This is a genomic window from Pseudonocardia sp. DR1-2 (assembly GCF_023717215.1).
In the GTDB taxonomy this organism is placed as follows: Bacteria; Actinomycetota; Actinomycetes; order Mycobacteriales; family Pseudonocardiaceae; genus Pseudonocardia; species Pseudonocardia alni.
This window is the reverse complement of record NZ_JAMQOF010000006.1, coordinates 63,039-82,201: the sequence shown is the minus strand read 5'-3', so window position 1 is coordinate 82,201 and position 19,163 is coordinate 63,039. Positions and strand designations below refer to the sequence as shown.

General features: G+C 74.9%; 22 protein-coding genes and 1 tRNA gene. 11 read left to right on the top strand and 12 right to left on the bottom strand.

The genetic code is table 11. From position 1 onward, the window contains the following. Position 1 precedes the first annotated feature (1 nt). Positions 2–1,048, top strand: coding sequence for a PLP-dependent cysteine synthase family protein (locus tag ND486_RS18490; protein ID WP_251785922.1), 1,047 nt, complete (start codon positions 2–4; stop codon positions 1,046–1,048). Positions 1,049–1,061: 13 nt separating this feature from the next. Here ND486_RS18490 and ND486_RS18485 read toward each other — a convergent pair whose 3' ends face one another. From ND486_RS18485 to ND486_RS18475, 3 genes are all read right to left on the bottom strand, one after another. Then, positions 1,062–2,312 carry an amidase family protein gene (locus ND486_RS18485; RefSeq protein ID WP_251785493.1) on the bottom strand — a complete coding sequence of 417 codons (1,251 nt, stop codon included), beginning with the start codon at positions 2,310–2,312 and terminating at the stop codon, positions 1,062–1,064. Between the two features lie 43 nt (positions 2,313–2,355). After that, positions 2,356–2,448 (bottom strand) — tRNA-Sec (locus tag ND486_RS18480). A gap of 6 nt (positions 2,449–2,454) precedes the next feature. Then, positions 2,455–2,847 (bottom strand): STAS domain-containing protein, encoded by a 393-nt coding sequence (locus ND486_RS18475; protein WP_043280132.1) that lies wholly within the window; start codon positions 2,845–2,847, stop codon positions 2,455–2,457. A gap of 254 nt (positions 2,848–3,101) precedes the next feature. On the opposite strand from ND486_RS18475, the gene ND486_RS18470 reads away from it, so the two are divergent. Continuing rightward, positions 3,102–3,578: a thioesterase family protein gene (locus ND486_RS18470; RefSeq protein WP_062400776.1), complete on the top strand. Its 477-nt coding sequence runs from the start codon at positions 3,102–3,104 to the stop codon at positions 3,576–3,578. Positions 3,579–3,621: 43 nt separating this feature from the next. Here ND486_RS18470 and ND486_RS18465 read toward each other — a convergent pair whose 3' ends face one another. Then, positions 3,622–5,067: a glycosyltransferase family 2 protein gene (locus ND486_RS18465; protein ID WP_251785492.1), complete on the bottom strand. Its 1,446-nt coding sequence runs from the start codon at positions 5,065–5,067 to the stop codon at positions 3,622–3,624. A 405-nt stretch (positions 5,068–5,472) separates the two neighbouring features. Between ND486_RS18465 and ND486_RS18460 the strand changes: the two genes are divergently transcribed. Then, entirely contained in the window at positions 5,473–6,765 is a 1,293-nt protein-coding gene (locus ND486_RS18460) for a competence/damage-inducible protein A (RefSeq protein WP_251785491.1), read from the top strand. 57 nt (positions 6,766–6,822) lie between these two features. Here ND486_RS18460 and ND486_RS18455 read toward each other — a convergent pair whose 3' ends face one another. From ND486_RS18455 to ND486_RS18445, 3 genes are all read right to left on the bottom strand, one after another. After that, positions 6,823–7,422 (bottom strand): superoxide dismutase, encoded by a 600-nt coding sequence (locus ND486_RS18455; protein WP_251785485.1) that lies wholly within the window; start codon positions 7,420–7,422, stop codon positions 6,823–6,825. Positions 7,423–7,677: 255 nt separating this feature from the next. Continuing rightward, positions 7,678–8,232: a DUF1697 domain-containing protein gene (locus ND486_RS18450; RefSeq protein WP_251785484.1), complete on the bottom strand. Its 555-nt coding sequence runs from the start codon at positions 8,230–8,232 to the stop codon at positions 7,678–7,680. Positions 8,233–8,251: 19 nt separating this feature from the next. Next, on the bottom strand, positions 8,252–9,427 hold the full coding sequence (locus ND486_RS18445; protein ID WP_251785482.1) for an FAD-dependent monooxygenase: 1,176 nt from the start codon (positions 9,425–9,427) through the stop codon (positions 8,252–8,254). A gap of 80 nt (positions 9,428–9,507) precedes the next feature. Here ND486_RS18445 and ND486_RS18440 point away from each other — a divergent pair, with 80 nt between their 5' ends. After that, positions 9,508–9,975, top strand: coding sequence for a MarR family transcriptional regulator (locus tag ND486_RS18440; RefSeq protein WP_251785481.1), 468 nt, complete (start codon positions 9,508–9,510; stop codon positions 9,973–9,975). Between the two features lie 9 nt (positions 9,976–9,984). Here the strand turns inward: ND486_RS18440 and ND486_RS18435 are convergent, their stop codons facing one another. From ND486_RS18435 to sodN, 3 genes are all read right to left on the bottom strand, one after another. Then, positions 9,985–10,461, bottom strand: coding sequence for an SRPBCC family protein (locus ND486_RS18435; RefSeq protein ID WP_251785479.1), 477 nt, complete (start codon positions 10,459–10,461; stop codon positions 9,985–9,987). Continuing rightward, complete coding sequence (locus ND486_RS18430) at positions 10,458–10,790, bottom strand: helix-turn-helix transcriptional regulator (protein WP_208821471.1); 333 nt, start codon at positions 10,788–10,790, stop codon at positions 10,458–10,460. The genes ND486_RS18435 and ND486_RS18430 overlap by 4 nt, the downstream gene beginning before the upstream one ends. A gap of 124 nt (positions 10,791–10,914) precedes the next feature. Continuing rightward, entirely contained in the window at positions 10,915–11,322 is a 408-nt protein-coding gene (gene sodN / locus ND486_RS18425) for a superoxide dismutase, Ni (RefSeq protein ID WP_062400785.1), read from the bottom strand. A 112-nt stretch (positions 11,323–11,434) separates the two neighbouring features. Between sodN and ND486_RS18420 the strand changes: the two genes are divergently transcribed. Beyond that, positions 11,435–11,743, top strand: coding sequence for a S24/S26 family peptidase (locus ND486_RS18420; protein ID WP_062404275.1), 309 nt, complete (start codon positions 11,435–11,437; stop codon positions 11,741–11,743). Between the two features lie 75 nt (positions 11,744–11,818). Next, positions 11,819–13,048 carry an FIST N-terminal domain-containing protein gene (locus tag ND486_RS18415; protein WP_251785473.1) on the top strand — a complete coding sequence of 410 codons (1,230 nt, stop codon included), beginning with the start codon at positions 11,819–11,821 and terminating at the stop codon, positions 13,046–13,048. A 4-nt stretch (positions 13,049–13,052) separates the two neighbouring features. Here ND486_RS18415 and ND486_RS18410 read toward each other — a convergent pair whose 3' ends face one another. Next, the gene (locus ND486_RS18410; protein WP_208821461.1) at positions 13,053–14,180 is read right to left on the bottom strand and encodes an epoxide hydrolase family protein; all 1,128 of its coding nucleotides are present in this window, start codon (positions 14,178–14,180) and stop codon (positions 13,053–13,055) included. Positions 14,181–14,237: 57 nt separating this feature from the next. After that, on the bottom strand, positions 14,238–14,996 hold the full coding sequence (locus ND486_RS18405; protein ID WP_208821458.1) for an IclR family transcriptional regulator: 759 nt from the start codon (positions 14,994–14,996) through the stop codon (positions 14,238–14,240). 69 nt (positions 14,997–15,065) lie between these two features. Here ND486_RS18405 and ND486_RS18400 point away from each other — a divergent pair, with 69 nt between their 5' ends. The 5 genes from ND486_RS18400 (at position 15,066) to ND486_RS18380 (ending at position 19,146) form a co-directional block, all read left to right on the top strand. Next, positions 15,066–16,289 (top strand): 4-hydroxybenzoate 3-monooxygenase, encoded by a 1,224-nt coding sequence (locus ND486_RS18400; protein ID WP_251785471.1) that lies wholly within the window; start codon positions 15,066–15,068, stop codon positions 16,287–16,289. A 29-nt stretch (positions 16,290–16,318) separates the two neighbouring features. Further along, entirely contained in the window at positions 16,319–17,017 is a 699-nt protein-coding gene (gene pcaH / locus ND486_RS18395) for a protocatechuate 3,4-dioxygenase subunit beta (protein WP_062400788.1), read from the top strand. Further along, positions 17,014–17,568, top strand: coding sequence for a protocatechuate 3,4-dioxygenase subunit alpha (pcaG, locus tag ND486_RS18390; protein ID WP_224403341.1), 555 nt, complete (start codon positions 17,014–17,016; stop codon positions 17,566–17,568). The genes pcaH and pcaG overlap by 4 nt, the downstream gene beginning before the upstream one ends. Positions 17,569–17,695: 127 nt before the next feature. After that, a complete protein-coding gene (locus tag ND486_RS18385) occupies positions 17,696–18,271 on the top strand; it encodes a GtrA family protein (protein WP_251785469.1) in 576 nt (191 codons plus the stop codon). Continuing rightward, complete coding sequence (locus ND486_RS18380) at positions 18,235–19,146, top strand: alpha/beta hydrolase (protein ID WP_251785467.1); 912 nt, start codon at positions 18,235–18,237, stop codon at positions 19,144–19,146. Before ND486_RS18385 ends, ND486_RS18380 begins: the two co-directional genes overlap by 37 nt. Positions 19,147–19,163: the final 17 nt, after the last annotated feature.

Genomic DNA, 19,163 nt, shown 5'->3' with positions numbered 1-19,163 from the left:
GATGCGCCGCGTCCAGGCCGACGCGAACCGTTCCGCCGACACGCACCTGCACGTGCTGGACCTGCCTGCCGAGTGGGGCGTGCAGGTCTACCTCAAGGACGAGTCGGTGCACCCCACCGGCAGCCTCAAGCACCGGCTGGCCCGGTCGCTGTTCCTCTACGCGCTCGCGTCGGGCTGGATCACCGAGGGCACCACGGTCGTCGAGGCCAGCTCCGGGTCGACGGCGGTCTCCGAGGCGTACTTCGCCCGGCTGCTCGGGGTGCCGTTCGTGGCCGTCATGCCGCGCTCGACCAGCCCGGAGAAGATCGCGCTGATCGAGCGGGAGGGCGGGCGCTGCCACTTCGTCGACCACGGCGGCGAGGTCTACGCCGAGGCCGAGCGGCTCGCCGCGGACACCGGCGGGCACTACCTCGACCAGTTCACCTACGCCGAGCGCGCGACCGACTGGCGCGGCAACAACAACATCGCCGAGTCGATCCTGGCCCAGCTGGCCGAGGAGCCGCACCCGGTGCCGGAGTGGATCGTCGTCGGGGCCGGGACCGGGGGCACCTCGGCCACGATCGGCCGCTACCTGCGCTACCGGCGGCTCGCGACCCGGCTGGCCGTCGTCGACCCGGAGGGGTCGGCGTTCCTGCCCGGCTGGACGGCGGGGGACCCGTCGTACGCGACCGGGGCGGCGTCGCGGATCGAGGGGATCGGGCGGCCCCGGATGGAGCCGAGCTTCGTCCCGTCGGTGATCGACCGGATGGTCCCGGTGCCCGACGCGGCCAGCGTCGCCGCCGCCCGGCACCTGCGCGACCGCACCGGCCGGTGGGCGGGCGGGTCGACCGGCACCAACCTGTGGGGCGTCTACCAGGTCGTCGCGGAGATGCTCCGCGCCGGACGCGCGGGCAGCGTCGTGACCCTGCTGTGCGACGGCGGCGAGCGCTACCGCCACAGCTACTACGACGACGCCTGGGTCGCCGCCCAGGGGATGGACCTGGCGCCCTACACGGAGACCCTCGACCGGTTCGTCGCGACCGGGGTCTGGTCCCCGCCCGCGGACTGAGCCGGGCCGGGGATCATTCCCCGGCGAGCAGGGCGGCGGTCGCGAGCAGCCGCCGCTCCGACCCGGGCCGGCCCACGAGCTGCACGCAGCCGTGTTCCCCGGGCCGGTTCACCGGCGCGACCAGTGACGGCAGCCCGGCCAGGTTCCACGCGGCCATCCCGGTGGACCCGGCCCCGGACGCCCCGGGCGGGGCGGGCAGCAGGCCGGCCTCGGCGCCGGCGTCGTCGAGCCAGGCGACCATCCGCTGCCGCCACGACGCGGGGGTCGCGGGACGCAGCCCGCCCAGGCGTCGGACGCGGCGGCCGCGCCGGACCAGGCTGCGGGCGCTGCGCGGCAGCTCGGCGGGGTCGAGGCCGAGGTCCTCGACCCGGCGGGCGAGCCCGGCCTGACGGCGGCGGGCCGAGTGCACGACCAGCACGGCCCGGTACGGCGGGTCGGCCGCGACGAGGCCCAGCCCGGCGTCCTGCAGCAGCCGGATCGCCGCGTGCACCGCGGACGCGGAGTCCGGCCCGGCGAGCCGGGTACGGCCGGTGCGCAGCGACGCGGCCAGCGAGGAGACGGGCGCCGCGGCCGGACCGGGGCCGGCGCCGGCGGGGGTGGTGAGCCGCAGCACCGACGACGGCGCGGGCGGCCCGCCGGTGCCGCGCGAGAGCGCGTCGAGCACCGCGGTGAGGTCCTCCGCGCGCCCGGCGAGCAGGGTGGGCTCGGCCAGCCCGCACCAGCGTCGCTCGGCGGCGTCGGGCAGCGGGAGCACCCGGCGGCCCGGCTTGAGCGCGGCGATCCCGTGGGCGGCGGCGGCGCAGCGCAGCGTGCCGTCGCCGTCGACACCGATCCCGAGCGGGACGACGCCGGAGGCGACCACGGTCGCGGTGGCCCGGCCACCCGGGGTGGCGTCGAGGCCCACCTCGTGCTCGGCGGTCCGCGCCCGCCCTGCGACGAGTGCTCCCGCGGCCCGCAGCCTGCGCACGATCTCGTCCCCGCGCCCGGCCACGGAGATGCCGTCCTCGACCACCACCGGGACCCCTGCCAGCGGCAGGGCGAACCGGTCGGTGCGCCGGTCGAGCGCCGCGGCGGCCGCGCGCAGCGGCGCGGGATCCACCACCAGCCCGGCGCCCACGGGGACCGCGCCGGGGGTGGCGAGGAGCCGCTCGGCGACGGTGGCCGCGCTCAGCCGCCCCTCGCGTACCGCGGCCGCGAGCTCCGGCACACCGGACGGGCCGTCACCCGAGGTGGGGGACAGCTCGTCCAGGTGCAGGATGCTCATCGCGGTGGGGCTCGTCGTCCCGGTCGTCGGGGGTGGTGGTCGGCGGAGGCGGACGGGAATCGAACCCGCCTGGCCGAGATGCTCGGCCACGTCGGTGTTGAAGACCGCGGGGGCCACCAGGCACCCATACGCCTCCGGGTCGTCAGGCCGTGCGGAGTGCCTCCGGCACGCCGTCGGCCACGTCGAACAGGGACATCAGGTTGGTCGCCTCGAGCGCGCGGGTGACGGCGTGCGAGCCGCAGACCAGCCGCAGCCGGCTGCCGGCGTTCTCCGCCTTCTCCTTGCCCTCGACGAGCGCCGCCAGCCCGGCCGACCCGAGGAACGTGACCCGGGTCAGGTCCACCACGAGCAGGCTCGCGGAGCCGATCCGCTCGGCGAGCCGTTCGCTCAGCACGGGCGCGGTCATCGTGTCGATCTCGCCGTGCACTCCGACGACGACGGCGCCGTCACCGTGCTCGGTCACCTCGAAGCGGACGACCTCGCCGACGTCGGGGCCCTGGTCTCCCCCCACCCCGGTGGGCGTCTCACTGCTCATGTGTCGTGCTCCCTCGCGAGTCGTCGCCGTCGGCGCCGTCGCCGTGCTCGTGTCCGTTCCCGGACGCGCCATCGACGTCACCGTGAGTGACAACCGGCCGCCGTTGCTTGACGTACCGCTCGTGCTGCCTCCGCACCAGCCTAGTCAGCGCGGTCACCCACCCTACGACCGCGGTCGCAGGTGGCACAAACGTCCCGGGACACGGTCGGGCGCGCTGCCCGGGGTGGTCCGGCCCGGCTGGCAGGGTGTGGACCATGAGCGTCGAGCAGTCTCCGCCGTTCGGGGTCCGGATCGGTGTCCGCAGCTACGAGATGGACGTGAACGGGCACGTCAACCATGCCGTCTACCATCAGTACGGCGAGCACGCCCGGATGGAGCACTTCCGTGCCGCCGGGCTGTCCCAGCACGCGCTCGGCGCACACGGCCTGACGATCGTGCTGCTGTCGACGACGGTGCACTTCCGGGCCGAGCTGCGCGCCGGGGACGAGCTGCGGATCGACTCGGTGATCGCGTTCACGGCGCGCAAGCCGTTCACGATGAGTCACCGGATCGTCCGGGTGGCCGCGGCCGACGGGGACCGGACGGACGATCTCGCGGCCGAGGTGGAGTGCACCCTCGGGGTCCTCGACACCACGACGCGACGGCTGGTCGCCGACCCGCACGGCAGGCTCGTCGCCGCGTCGTCGGACCCGGCCCTGCTGGGGCCGGGTCCGGACGTCACCACGTCCTAGCGCGGGCCGTGGCGGCGGGGCGTCGCCACGGCCCGCGGGCGGCTCAGCCGCGCCGGGCGGGGCCGGCGCCGTACGGGCCGCCGGTGCGGGCGGGGACGGGCCGGTACCCGCCGGTGTCCTGCGGCCGCCCGGGGGCGGCGGCCGGGTGGCCCCCGGCGCCCTGGGACCGGACCGGGGCGGCGGCCGGGTACCCGCCGGTGCCGTGCGGCCGGGCGGGGGTGACGGCCGGGTGGCCGCCGGTCGCCAGGATCTTGTGCGGGGCGGTCGTCCCGGCCCGCGCCGGCCCGATCAGCGGCGGCACCGCTCCGCCGGCCCGCCGCACCGCGCGGCGCGACCGGAGGTAGGCCCGCGGGCCGTTCAGCAGACCCCGGTTGCGCGTCTGGTCGGCGTCGGCGGGCATCGCCACGCCGGCGCCTGCCTCGCGGTCGGAGATGTGGCGCAGCCGGGCGACCGCCGCCGGGAGCCGGCGCAGCGCGACCGACCGGCCCTGCGGTGACAGCGCCACCTTGGCCAGGAAGCTGCCCAGCCCGACGGCGTAGCCCTCCATCTGCTTGCGCAGCGCGGCCTGGTCGGGGCGGTGGTGGTGCCACAGGTAGGCGCCCGGGGCGTAGCCGAGGACGTTGCCGGCCAGGATCATGCGGACCAGGAACTCGCAGTCCTCGCCGCCGTGGGTGGGGGTGCCCGGGCCCATGGCCTCGTCGAAGCCGCCGACGGCGCGGGCGGCGCCGGCCCGCACGGCGAGGTTGGCGCCGATGCCGAACAGGCCGGGTGCGAACGGGAAGATCGGGGAGTCCGCGGGGGGCTCGGCGAGGGTGAACCGGCGTGGGGTGAAGCCCTTGTTCCAGGCCAGGGCGACGTCGGCGGCGCGCTCCTCGGGGCTGCCCAGGCGGGCGGCCAGTACCGGGCCGGAGACGCAGGCGAGCTCGGGGTCCGCGGCGAAGGCGCCGGCGATGCGCGAGGCCCAGGCGGGGTCGACCTCGGTGTCGTCGTCGGTGAAGGCGACGATCTCGGTGCGGGCCTCGGCCAGGCCCCGGTTGCGCCCGACCGACGCGCCCCGGCGGGGCTCGCGGACGTAGCGGACCCGCGGGGACCCGGCGGCGGCGACGGCGTCGCGGGTGAGCTCGTCCGGCGGGTCGTTGTCGACGACGACGACCGACAGTGCCGGGTGGTCGGAGGCGAGGACCGCGCGCAGGCAGCGGGCCAGCGACTCGGGCCGGTTGCGGGTCGCGATCACCACCGTCACGGGGTCGCTCGCGACCGGAGCCGGGACCACCCGCTCGGGCGACCCCAGGGTGATCAGTGCGGACCGCAGCTCCGCGATCGTGGCGCGACCGCCACGCAGCGGCACGGTCACCTGACCCTGCGGAGTGCCACCGACGGTGACGAGCAGACGGGCGGCGTGGAACGCCGGGTCGACCCGCAGATCACGCAGCGGGCCGAGCCGGTCCAGCTCACCGACCCAGGTCGCGGCGTCGTTCGGCGCAGACATCCCTGACATGGGACACAGTGTCGGGTATGCCCGCTGTGCTCACACTGAGAGTGCGCGGTTGCCGGAAAACGGACACCGTGCGTGTGCGCGGTCGCGGAGTTCACCGGATGTGGTGCGACGGACGGCGTCGGCGCAGGTCGGAGCCGTGCCGTCCGATCGTGCGCCGTACGGGTGACGACGGCGGCCGCGCGGGGCGGTTGCCCGTGGCCGTCCGGGGGCACGACGAGCGGCATTCGCGATGCGACGACACGCCGGAGTGGTCCGGTTCCGGGCGTGTCGTGCACCATCGTCACCCGAACGGGTGGCAAGTCCACACCGGACGGCGTCCCGACGCCCCGGACCTGCACCGATGGTGACCCCGTGCGCGGCGGGGTGCGGACCTCCCGGCGCGGGTAGGTTCGGATCATGAGCGAGTCCCGTCCCACCGCGTCGGTCCTGGTCACCGGGAGCGAGCTGCTGACCGGCCACGTCGCCGACGCCAACGGTCCCTTCGTCGCCCGCTCCCTCGGCGAGCTCGGCTTCGCCGTCTCGCGGGTCCTGCTGGTGGGGGACCGCCCGGAGGACCTGCGCTCGGCGCTGGAGTTCGTCGCCTCCGACGACCTCGTCGTCACCTCGGGCGGGCTCGGGCCGACCGCCGACGACCTGACCGCCGAGGTCGTCGCCGGGTTCGCGGGCGCGGAGATGGAGGTCGACACCGCGCTGCAGGGCCGGATCCACGACCGGGTCGCCGGCTGGGCGAGCCGCGCCGGCTGGGCCGGGCCCGCGCTCGACGCGGCGACGGCCAAACAGGCCAGGGTGCCGCGCGGCGCGAGCGTCCTCGAGCCGGTCGGGACCGCGCCGGGGCTGGCCGTGACGCGACCGGGTGGGCCGCTGGTCGTCGTGCTGCCGGGGCCGCCGCGCGAGCTGCAGGGCATGTGGCCCGCCGCGCTGGAGTCGGCGCCCGTGGCGGAGCTGCTGACCCGGGTGCCCCGTGCGGAGGCCACGCTCCTGCGCTTCGCCGGGCTGCCGGAGTCCGAGATCGCCGAGACGCTGCGCGTCCTGGAGGCCGAGCTCGACGTGTCCGGGGTGGAGGTGACCACCTGCCTGCGACGCTCGGAGCTGGAGGTCGACCTGCACCCGCTGCCCGGCGCCGAGCCCGTGGCCCGCGAGCTGGCGGCCCGCATCGTCGACCGTCACCGCCGCGCACTCATCAGCGACGACGGCAGCACCACCGACGAGCTGCTCGCCGCGGCGCTGGGCGCGAAGGGCTGGACGGTCGCGACCGGCGAGTCCTGCACCGGGGGGCTGCTGGCCGGGCGGCTCGTCGACCGGGCCGGGTCGTCGGCCTACGTCGCCGGGGGCGTGGTCGCGTACTCGAACGAGGCCAAGACCGCGCTGCTCGACGTCCCCGCCGCGCTCATCGAGGCGCACGGGGCCGTGTCGCCGGTGGTCGCGCGGGCACTGGCGGACGGTGCGCGGGCGCGGTTCGGGGCGGACGTCGGCGTCGGTGTCACCGGCGTCGCGGGCCCCGGCGGCGGTACCGAGGCCAAGCCCGTCGGCTACGTCTGCTTCTGCGTGACCACCGCCGACGGCCAGGTCATCGCGCGCGACCCGCAGCTGCCCGGCGGGCGCGCCGACGTCCGCGAGCGTTCGGTCGACCTGGCGATGCACCTGCTGCTGCGCGCCACCGGCGTCACCGGGCCGGGCGCGCACCGCTGAGGGCACGACGCCCCGCCCGGGGCTCCCGGGCGGGGCGCGGTCGCGGTGCGGGGAGGCTCAGCCCTTCGCGGCGGCGAACCGCTCGGCGGCGTCGGCCCAGTTGACGACGTTCCACCAGGCCTTGACGTAGTCGGGCTTGACGTTCTTGTACTGCAGGTAGAAGGCGTGCTCCCACATGTCGAGCAGGACGATGGGGGTCTGGCCGGCGGGGAGCTGGGACTGCTGGTCGTAGAGCTGGTGGATGAGCAGGCGGTCGCCGAGCCGGTCGTGGCCGAGGATGGCCCAGCCGGAGCCCTGGATGGTGGTGGCGGCGGCGGTGAAGTGGGCCCGGAACGCGTCGAAGGACCCGAAGTCCTTCTCGATCGCGGCGGCCAGGTCGCCGGTGGGCTTGTCGCCGCCGTCGGGGGAGAGGTTGTTCCAGAAGGCGGAGTGGTTGACGTGGCCGCCGAGGTTGAACGCGAGGGTCTTCTCCAGGCCGACGATCGCGCCGAAGTCGTCGCGGTCGCGGGCCTCGGCGAGCTTGTCGAGGGTGGTGTTGAGGCCCTGGACGTAGGTGTTGTGGTGCTGGGAGTGGTGCAGCTCCATGATCTCGGGCGCGATGTGCGGGGCGAGCGCGGAGTAGTCGTAGGGCAGATCCGGAAGCGTGTACTCGGCCATGGGGCCTCTCCTCGTCGGGGATGCGCGGCGGGATGCCACGCGCGGTCACTTGCCACTATGTAGCAACTGCCGCCTACCCGCGACGGGCGACGCGCACGCATGGACGCGGCGATTCGCCACATGTACTCTGCTGCAAGTCACTTGCAGAAATGCGAGCGACGCGGTGGGGATCGTTCTGGCAGCTCGAATCCACCGTCGACGGCGCCGTGCGTCACGTCCGACCGGACGGGGCCGCGGCGCCGTCGCGTGTCCGGCTCAGCCCAGGAGCTCGGCCAGCTTCACCACGGTCGCCCGGTTCCGCATCGTCCCGCCCTGGTCGCCGGCCCTCGTCCGGGCGGCCAGCCGGGTCGCGAGCTCGCTGCGTCCCAGCCCGTCGGGCAGGTGCAGCCAGACCACCCGCCCGCGGGCGACGGCGTCGCCCCGCCCGCCCTTCGCCCGCTCGGCCGCCAGCGCGGCGGCGATCCGCTCGCGGTCGTCGTCGGACGCCGGGCCGGCCCGGAACAGGGCGTGCAGCTGCTTCGGGTCGGTGACCTCCGGGTACGGGTTCGCGGCCACCGCGGCGAGGTAGTCGTCGCGGCCGAACACGACCACCGGGCGCTCGACGCCGAACTCCTCGACCAGCGCCGCGGCGACCGTGGCGGCGACCTCGTCGTCGCCCGCGGGGCTGGTCAGGGCGACGTTGCCGGACTGGATGTGGGTGACGACGTCGGCGCAGCCGCGCCCGCCGAGCACCCGGCGCAGGTCGGCCATCGGGACCTTCCCGTGGCCGCCGACGTTGATCCCGCGCAGCAGCGCGACGTGGGTACGCACGCCGGGAATGGTGCCGTGTCTACGCAACGGCCGGGAGGGAGAAGGCCGAGGCGGCCTCGCGGATGCGGTCACCGGTGGGGCCCACCGGCTCGCGCAGCGCCGCATTGCGCCGCTCCAGGTCCTCGGCCGTGCGGGGCGCGACGAGCCCGCCGCCCCCGGCGGCGAGGGCCTGGTTGAGCTCGACGAACCCGCGCAGCCCGTGCTCGTAGGCGGCGAACGCGGAGGTGTGGTCGGGCGCCGCGGCCAGCTCGGCGGCGAGCACGTAGGCACCGACCAGCGCCGTGCTCGACCCCTGCCCGCTCAGGAACGACGGCGCATAGCCCGCGTCGCCGACGAGCGCCACCCGGCCCGACGACCAGCGTGGCATCCGGATCTGGCTGACGACGTCGAAGAACAGGTCGTCGGCGGTGCGCATGGTCGCGACCATCCGCGGGATCTCCCAGCCGTACCCGGCGAACACCTCGGCGACGAGGTCGCGCTGGGCCTGCGGGTCCCGGAAGGCGTCGAACGGCGGATCGGTGCGGGCGAAGTTCAGGAAGCCGTGCACCTCGGGGGCCTCGCCCGCCGCGTAGAGGATCCCCGCCCGGCCCGGCACGTTCCACATGACGCCCTCGTGCGCGAGGCCGAGGTGGTTCGGCATCGTGAACCCGGCGAAGCAGTACCCGAGGTAGTGGTGGAACTGCTCCTCCGGTCCGAAGGTGAGCGCGCGGGTGGCCGAGTGCAGCCCGTCCGTGCCGACAACCAGGTCGAACGTCCGCTCGGCCCCGCTGTGGAAGGTCACGTCGACGCCGTGGTCGTGGTCGGTCAGGCTCGCGATCGAGTCGCCGAAGACGAACTCGACGTCGTCGCGGACCGCGTCGTACAGCGCGCCGGTGAGGTCGCCGCGCCGCAGCTCGACGTCGCGGCCGTGCGTCCCGCCGGTCGCGGCCTCCGGATCGACGGTCGCGATCGGCCTGCCGTCGGGGTCGAGGAAGGTGAGCCGCTGCGAGTCGACGTGCGCAGCCCGCACGCGGGGGAGCAGGCCCATCCGGTCGACCACCTCGACCGCGGTGCCGCGGACGTCGATCGGGTAGCCGCCGCCGCGGACCGCGCCGGCCCGCTCGACGACGGTGACGGCGAAGCCCCGGCGGTACAGCCAGTAGGCGAGCGCGGGCCCCGCGATGCTCGCCCCGGACACGAGGATCGTCCCCTTCATGATGTACCTGCCTAACTTAGGTATCCTTTTCCGACGACGCCGAACGTATACCTAACTTAGGTATCAATCAAGGGAGACGTGTGTCCGACGACCCGGTGCTGGCCGCGCTGCTGCCGCGGATCACCCAGCTCAGCACCGTCCTGAGCCGGGGGCGGGTGGTCGAACGCGCGGTCGCCGCCGCGGGCATCGACCTCGACCGTCCCGCCCTGTCGGTGCTGATCACGCTGCACACGGCGGGCGGTCCGCTGCGGGTGGGGGAGATCGCCGCCCGGATGCAGGTGGTCGGGCCGCACGTCACCCGGCAGGTGAACGAGCTGGAGCGCCGCGGCCTGGTGCACCGCGTCGCCGACCCGGCCGACCAGCGGGCCCGGCTCGTCGAGCTGGCCCCCGAGGGCGCCGACGCGGTCGGGCGCTACCTGCGCGAAGTGCTCGGCTGGTTCTCCGGCGCGATGGCGGGCTGGTCGGAGACCGACCGCGCCGACCTCACCCGGCTGCTCGGGCGGATGGTCGACGACCTCACCGCGCAGGTCGACGACGAGCCGGCCTGACCCCGAGGGTCACGACGGGCGGTCGGCCAGCACCGCACGGTAGTGCGCGACGAGGGCCTCGTCGGGTCCCGTCGTGGTGCCGGGGTCGCTCCCGCCGAGGTGTGCGGCGAGTGCCTCGAAGCAGCGGTCCCACCCGGCGGCGGTGTTCGCCGACCAGCGGGGGTCGAGCACGGTGTTGCCGAGACGCAGCACGCAGCCGTCGCCGTCGGGTTCGAGGGTCCAGCGCAGCCTCTCGTCGGCCCAGGTGAACCCGAACGCCGTCGGTGGCTCGAGCTCGGTGATCTCGGCGTGGTCCTGCTCGCCGTCCTCGAAGGTCAGCGTGATCGTTCCCCCGACGCGCATGTCCGCCTGCACCTCGCAGGGGAACCAGCGGCTCATCTGGGCGGGTTCGGTCAGTGCGGCCCAGACCTTCTCGATCGGATGCGGATAGCGGCGCGCGAAGCGCAGGACCGGGCCGTCGGGATCGACGGTGACCTGGATGCTCACGATGGTTCCTCTCCGTGGGGGCTGTCGAGGGAGTCGAGGTGTGCGCCCAGGGCGTCGAGTCGTTCCTCCCAGAAGGCGCGATGCGGCGCGAGCCAGGTCTCGATCTCGGCCAGCGCGTCCGCCCGGAGGACGTAGCGTCGGCGCTGGGACTCGACGACGACGTCGACCATGCCCATGTGACGCAGCACGCGCAGGTGCTTCGACACCGCGGTCTGGTTCAGCTCCAGCGCGGTCACGAGCTCTCCGACGACGCAGCCCTGCGGCGTCCGCAGCCGATCCAGGATCGCTCGTCTCGTCGGGTCCGCCAGGACGTCGAAGGAGTCACGCACCCGTTGAACATGCCATGGCGGGTATATGCCGGTCAAGGCATATAATCGCCGTGGTCCGGAAACGACGACGGCGCTGACCACGGGGAAAGGTTCCCGCTGGTCAGCGCCGTCTCGGGGCCTGTGATCAGGCAGCCTGCTTGGTCTCCCAGAAGATCTTGTCGATCTGGGCGATGTAGTCGAGCAGCTCCTGGCCGGTGGCCGGGTCGTTCGAGCCCTTAGTGCCCGACGCGCCGGCGGCCTTGGTGGCCTTGTTGAACAGCTCGTGCAGCTCCGGGTACTTCTCGAAGTGCGGCGGCTTGAAGTAGTCGGTCCAGAGCACCCACAGGTGGTGCTTGACCAGGTCGGAGCGCTGCTCCTTGATCTCGATGGCGCGGGCCCGGAAGTCCACGTCCTCGTTGCCCTGGTACTTCTCCTGGATCGCCTTGACCGACTCGGCCTCGATCCGGGCCTGGGCCGGGTCGTACACGCCGCAGGGGAGGTCGCAGTGCGCGGTGGCCTCCAGTCGCGGACGGAGAATGCGGGACAGCCGCATGAGTGTCCTCCCTGGTGGGGTGATCGTTCTGGCACCGGCGACCCTACCCTCGCGGCGGTGGTCGGGCAGGACGACCACCGCCGCGAGAGATCCACTCTGGAGGGAGTCCACGATGCGCCTGCGGAGGGTGACGGTGCGGGGGCCGTCGATGTCCCCGGCCCTGTCCGACGGCGACGTCGTGCTGGTCCGGTTCGGCGCGCCCGTCCGGTCCGGCGACGTCGTCCTCGTGACCTGGGCGTCCCGCCCCGGACAGCTGTCGGTGAAGCGGGCCGTGCACCCCGACGGCGACGGCTGGCACGTCCGTGGCGACAACCCGTTCGGCTCCACGGACTCGGCCACCCTGGGCCCTGCCTCCGTCCACGCCGTCGCCCGCCACCGCCTCTGGCCCCGCCCCGGCCGGGTGCCCGGACCCCGCCACTGAGCCCCGCACGGGACCCGGCGTCCCACACGGTCCCGAACCGGTGCCGGAGCCGTGGGCTGACGTAGCGTCGGGGTCGTGGGTGCCGGTGAGGGTGTGCAGGTCGGGGACGGGCTGGCCGTCGGGCCGGACCTCGTCGGCGCCGCGGAGGTCGCGACGGGGCAGGCGCTGGCCGCGCTCGGCGTCGTCCCCGACCTCGTGGTGTTCTTCGTCTGCCCCGGTGCGGGGGCGGCCGCGCCGGTCGAGGAGGTCGAGGCCGCGGGGCTGCGGGTGATGGAGCTCGCCGCGCCCGGCGCGACGATCGGGACCACCGCGCACGGCGTGATGGCCGATGGCCGCGGCGTCGAGGGCGAGCCCGCCGTCGCCGTCTGGGCGGCGTCGCTGCCCGGCACCCGGGTCCGGACGATCTTCCCGGTCGCCGAGCGCCGCCCCGGCGCCGGACCGGACGGCCGCGACGCGATCGGCGTGCGCGGCCTGGTCCCGCCCGCCGAGGACGACCGCGTCGCCGTCCTGCTCGCCGACCCGTTCACGTTCCCGGTCAGCGGGGTGCTGGACCGGCTCGCGTCGACGAACCCGGGCTTCCCGGTGATCGGCGGCCTGGCGAGCGGCCCCGGCGGGCCCGGGGCAGGCCGGCTGTTCGCCGGCGGCACCGTGCACCACGGCGGTGCGGTCGGGGTGCTGCTCGGCGGCACGTCCGACGCGCGGGTCGTCGTCAGTCAGGGATGCCGCCCGATCGGGCCGCCGATGGTCGTCACCCGCGCCGAGCGGAACCGGATCGCCGAGCTCGCCGGGCGGCCCGCGGCCCAGCGGCTGCGCGAGATCGTCACCGCGCTGCCGCCCGAGGAGCAGCAGCAGGCGCTGACCGGGCTGCACCTGGGCGTCGCGGTCGACGAGTACGCCGAGTCCCACGACCGTGGGGACTTCCTGGTCCGCGCGGTGCTGGCCGTCGACGTCGGCGACGGTGCCGTCGTCGCGGGCGACGTCGTCGAGGTCGGCACCACCGTGCGCTTCCAGGTCCGCGACGCCGCGGGCGCCGCCCAGGACCTGCACGAGCTGCTCGCCCCGGTGCGCCACGCCGCGCCGGCCGCGGGCGCGCTGCTGTTCTCCTGCAACGGTCGCGGCGCCGGGATGTTCGGCGACGCCGACCACGACGTGCACGCCGTGCGCGTCGGCCTCGACCCGCACGCGGGCGGATCCGGCGACGCGGCCGGACCCCGGGTGGCCGGCTTCTTCGCCGCCGGGGAGATCGGGCCGGTCGGGCCGGGCAACCACCTGCACGCGTTCACCGCGTCCGTGCTGGTGGTCTGAGACCTCAGCGCAGGGTGCGGAAGAACCCCCGCACCTCGTCGACGAAGGACTCGGGCTGCTCCAGCGACGGGAAGTGCCCGCCGACGTCGGGACGCGAGAACCAGCGCAGGTCGGTGTAGCGGCGCTCCAGCCAGGACCGGGGGAGCTTGACCATCTCGTGCGGGAACTGGGCGACGCCGGTCGGGACCTCGACGTCGTCGAGGCGGCGGCGGGCGAAGCTCTCCCAGTAGATCCGTGCCGACGACGCGCCGGCCGAGCCCAGCCAGTACTGCATGACGTTGTCCAGCAGCCGGTCCCGGCTGATCACGTTCTCCGGGTGGCCCGCGCAGTCGGTCCAGTCCCAGAACTTCTCCACGATCCACGTGCACTGCGCGGCGGGGGAGTCGGCGAGCCCGTAGCCGACGGTCTGCGGACGGGTGGACTGCTCGGCGGAGTAGCCGGAGCCGTAGCGGGAGAACTCCTTGGAGAAACGGATGTCGGCCTTCTCCTGCGCGGTGAGCCCGGCGGCGTCGTCGGGCTTGGGCGCCAGCGCCATCGTCAGGTGGATGCCGTACAGCATCTCCGGGGCCGCGGTCCCCAGCGCCGAGGTGATCATCGAGCCCCAGTCGCCGCCCTGCGCGGCGAAGCGCTCGTAGCCGAGCCGGTCCATCAGCTGCGCCCAGGCGACGGCGATCCGCTCGACCCCCCACCCGGTCGTCGTGGGCTTGCCGGAGAACCCGAACCCGGGCAGCGTCGGCACGACGACGTGGAAGGCGTCGGCGGGGTCCTCGGGGTCGGTCAGCGCGGGCAGCACGCCGAGGAACTCGACCAGCGAGCCCGGCCAGCCGTGGGTGAGCAGCAGCGGCATCGCGTCCGGGTGCTTCGAGCGGGCGTGCAGCACGTGGATCTCGACCGAGTCGTCGCCGCCGCCGTCGAGGCCGGTGCGGAACTGCGGCCACGCGTTGATCTCGGCCTCGACGCGGCGCCAGTCGTAACGGGTGCGCCAGTACTCGCACAGCTCGCGGGCGTAGTCCAGCGGGACGCCCTGGGACCAGCCGTCGACGGTCGCCGGGTCCGGCCAGCGGGTGCGGGCGAGCCGCTCACGCAGGTCGTCCAGCTCGGCGTCGGGGATCTCGATCCGGAAGTCACGCACGTCGTCACGGTGGCACGGAACGCCACGGCGGGCGTACCGGTCACGGCATCGGAACGATCACGATGCGGCGAGCGCCCGGCTGATCCCGCGGGCCGCCGCGCGCACCGCGGGCACCAGGGTGTGCGGGTTCGTCGCGGCCGGCACGACGATCGACAGCCCGGCGACCACCGGACCGTCCCCGCTGCGCACCGGGGCGGCCACCGACATCGACACCTCCTCGATCTGCCGGTCGGACACCACGAACCCGCCGGTGCGGGCCTGGGCGAGCAGCGCCCGGACACCGTCGGCGCGGCACACCGTGAACGGGGTGAACCGGCGGATCGGGCGGGCCAGCACGGCCTCGACCGCGGCCGGGTCGGCGTGGGCGAGCAGCACCAGCCCGACCCCGGTCGCCGTCGACGGCAGCCGCGACCCGGTCCGGGTGACGATCGAGACGGCGTCGCGGCTGGACAGGCGCTCGACGTAGACGACCTCGCCGGCGTCGTCCGGGTCGAGGACGGCGAGCTGCACGTTGTGCCGGGTGACCTCGTGCAGGTCCTCCAGGAACGGCATCGCGGCCTCCCGCAGCCCGTGGCTGGCCGGGGCCAGGTGCGCGATCTCCCAGAGCCGCAGCCCGATCCGGTAGCGGCCGTCGTCGCCGCGGTCCAGCGCCCCGCCCGCGGCGAGCTCACCGGCGATCCTGTGCACCGTCGTCAGCGGGAGCCCGGTGCGCCGGGCGATGTCGGTCAGCCCGAGCACCGGGTCCTTCGCGCTGAACGCGCCCAGCACGTCCAGCACCCGCGCGGTGACTCCCGAGCGGACCGGACGCGTCGTCATGACCGGGCATTCTTCCGTAGAGCGGAAGCTCGGTCGAACGGCCGTGCCGGGAACGGGAAGGTGACTCCCATGACGCAGCGACGCGAGTCCCGGACCCAGGTCGGCATCGTCGGGGCGGGCCCCGCCGGGCTCGTGCTGGCGAAACTGCTGGCGCTGGCCGGTGTCGACTCGGTCGTGCTGGAGGCCCGCGACCGCGCCTACGTCGAGGCCCGGGTCCGCGCCGGGGTGCTGGAGGCGCCCACGGTCGAGCTGCTGCGCGGGATGGGCGTCGCCGGACGGCTGGACCGCGAGGGCATGCCGCACACCGGCATCTCGCTGCGCTTCGCCGAGGCCCCCGGCGCCCCCGCCGCCGACCACCGGATCGACTTCGCCGACCTCGTCGGCACCGGGATCACCGTCTACGGCCAGCAGGAGGTCGTGAAGGACCTGCTCGCCGACCGCGTCGACGACGCGGGCCTGCCGGTCGAGTTCGGCGTCTCCGGCGTCGCCCTGCACGACGTCGACACCGACGCCCCGTCGGTCACCTACGCCGACGCCGACGGCGCCGAGCACGTCCTGCGCTGCGACGTGATCGCCGGCTGCGACGGCTTCCACGGCGTCTCCCGCCCGCTGGTGGCACCGGACATCGCCGAGCGGGTCTACCCGTTCTCCTGGCTCGGGGTGCTCGCGAAGGCCGCGCCCACCACCGACGAGCTCGTCTACGCCCACCACGACGACGGCTTCGCGCTCTACTCGATGCGCAGCCCCGAGGTGACCCGGCTCTACGTCCAGGTCCCGAACGACACCGACCCGGCCGACTGGTCCGACGCGCGCATCTGGGACGCCCTGCACACCCGCCTGGCCTGCGAGGGCTTCACGATGAACGAGGGCGAGTTCCTCGAGAAGCCCTCGGTCACCCCGATGCGCAGCATGGTCGCCTCCCCGATGCGCCGCGGACGGCTGTTCCTCGCCGGCGACGCCGCGCACATCGTCCCGCCCACCGGGGCGAAGGGCATGAACCTCGCCATCGCCGACGTCCGGGTGCTCGCCGACGCGGTCGTGCGCGCGCTGCGCGACGGCGACACCGGCGGCCTCGACTCCTACTCCGACACCTGCCTGCGCCGGGTCTGGCGGGCCGAGCACTTCTCCTGGTTCATGACCTCGATGCTCCACCGCTTCGACCCCGCCACCGAGGGCGGCGACGCGTTCGGCGTCGGCCTGCAGCGCTCCCAGCTGCGCTACAGCGTGACCTCCCGCGCCGCCGCGACGAGCCTCGCCGAGAACTACGTCGGCCTCCCGCACGGTGCCGTCTAGATCCCACCCACCACGAGGAAGGACCGCCGATGCAGGGCTACGCCCCCGTCCCGGCCGGGACCCACGCACCGCTGCTCTCACCGGACTACCGCAGCACCGCGCTGCGGGCGCCGTCCGAGCAGCCGGTGATCCTGCCCCAGCGCCTCACCGAGATCACCGGCCCGCTGCTCACCGGCCCGGTCCGCCCCGGCGACGACGACCTCACCGTCGGCGCCGGCGGTGAGGCGCTCGGCCAGCGGATCGTCGTCGCCGGGCGGGTGCTCGACTCCGACGGCCGCCCCGTGCCGGACACCCTCGTCGAGGTCTGGCAGGCCAACGCCGCGGGCCGCTACGCCCACCGCTGGGACAACTGGCCGGCGCCGCTCGACCCGAACTTCACCGGCGGCGGCCGGGTCCTCACCGACGCGCAGGGCAACTACTCGTTCACCACGATCAAGCCCGGTGCCTACCCGTGGGGCAACCACCACAACGCCTGGCGGCCCGCCCACATCCACTTCTCGCTGTTCGGGCGTGCCTTCACCCAGCGGCTGGTCACCCAGATGTACTTCCCGGACGACCCGCTGTTCGGCCAGGACCCGATCTACAACGCGACGCCGGAGGAGGCCCGCGGGCGGCTGGTGTCCACCTTCGACCTCGACGCGACCCGTCCCGAGTGGGCACTGGCCTTCCGCTTCGACATCGTGCTGCGCGGCCGCGGCGCCACCCCGTTCGAGGAGCCCCACGCATGAGCCTGCCGCTGACCCCCACCCAGACCGTCGGCCCGTACCTGTCGCTGGGGCTGCCCTGGCCGGACGGCCCGGACGTCGTGCCCGACGGCACGCCGGGCGCCGTCCTCGTCGGCGGGACCGTGGTCGACGGCACCGGCGCGCTCGTGCCCGACGCGCTGGTCGAGACCTGGCAGGCGGATCCGGACGGCCGCTTCGACCACCCCGACGACCCGCGCGGCGCGGCGAAGTCCACGGTGGAGGGCTTCCGCGGCTTCGGTCGCTGCCCCACCGACGACGAGGGCCGCTGGCAGGTCCGCACCGTCCTGCCCGGGGCCCTGCCGGACGAGGCCCCGCACATCGACGTCTCGGTGTTCGCGCGCGGCCTGCTCGACCGCGTCGTCACCCGCATCTACTTCCCCGAGCACGCCGACGCCCACGCCACCGACCCGCTGCTCGCGGCGGTCCCGGAGGCGCGCCGGCACACGCTCGTCGCCGTCGCGGAGGGCCCGGGCCGGTACCGGTTCGACATCCGCCTGCGCGGCGAGGGGGAGACGGTGTTCCTCGCTCTGTGACGGTGCCCGGCCGCGCGCGCACCCGCCCGGGGCATCACACCGTGGAGGTGTGACGCGTCCGGTTGATTCCCGGTGATCCGTCGGGGGTACTCCTGCGAAGATCTACCCAGCAGGGGCGGGAGGACCGGTGGACGCAGCACAGTCGGCGGCACACGTGCCGTTCGGGGACCCGGCGACCTCCGCGGCCCGGGTCCCCGGGTGCGTCACCGGTACCGTCGTCGCGTTGTCGCGGCGGTACCCCCTGGCCGTGCAGCTCGCCCGCTACGCCGCCGTCGGCGGTGGGGCGACGGCGCTGAACGCCGCGCTGTTCCTGCTGTTCCGCCCGGTGCTCCCGGCCGTCCCGGCGAACCTGGTCGCGCTGGTCCTCACCACCGCGATCAGCACCGAGGCCAGCCGCCGTTTCGCCTTCGACGGCGCCCCCGCGCACCGGCTGCGCGAGTGGGTGCAGGACGCGGGCACCGTCGCGTTCTACGCGACCTACACCTCCGCGGTGCTGCTCGCGCTGCACCAGCTGGCCGGGGCCACCACGCCGGGGGAGGAGGCCGCGGTCGTCGCGGTCGCCAGCCTCGCCGGCGGGCTGCTGCGGTTCGCGGTGCTGCGGTTCTGGGTGTTCGATGTGGCGCGGCCGGCCGCCGGTGCGCGACCCGACCAGGGAGGACGGCACCCGTGCCCGGAACAGTCGACTTCGACGCCTTCGACCTGACCGTCGGCCCGCCCGAGGAGCGGGTCGTCGTCCACGGGGTGCGCGGCGGCGAGGGCCCGCCCGTCCTGCTGCTGCACGGCTTCCCGCAGACCCACGCCATGTGGGGGCCGCTCGCGGCGGACCTGGCGCGCGACCACACCGTCGTCGCCACCGACCTGCGCGGGTACGGCGAGTCCGGCCGGCCCTCCGACGGCGAGAACCACGCCGGCTACTCGTTCCGGGCGATGGCCGCCGACCAGGTCGACGTCATGGCGCGGCTCGGGTTCGACAGCTTCGCCGTGGTCGGCCACGACCGCGGCGCCCGTGTCACCCACCGGATGCTGCTCGACCACCCCGAGCGCGTCGCGCGGGCCGCGCTGCTCGACATCCTCCCCACCGCCTACGTCTACGCGCACACCGACCGGGCGCTGGCGACGGCGTACTACCACTGGTTCCTGTTCATCCAGCCCGCCGACCTGCCCGAGCGACTCATCGCCGGGGACCCGATCGGCTACCTGCACTCGCTGCTCGGCGGCTGGGGCTCCGGACTGGACGCGCACCCGCCCGAGGCACTGGCCACCTACGAGCGCGCGTTCGCCGACCCGGCGGCCCGGCACGCGATGCTGGAGGACTACCGCGCCGGCGCCTCGATCGACCTGGAGCACGACGCCGCCTCCGAAGCGGCGGGCGAGCGGATCGCCGCGCCCACCCTGGTGCTGTGGGGCGAGCGCGGCGTCGTCGGCGCCAACGACGAGAGCCCGCTGGAGGTCTGGCGCCGCGCGGCCGCCGATCCCGGCCTGGTCGCCGGGGAGGCGGTCACCGGGGCCGGGCACTTCCTCGTCGACGAGCAGCCCGCCGCCACCACCGCGGCGGTGCGCGCCTTCCTCTGCGGCTGACCGGGCGATCCGGAAGA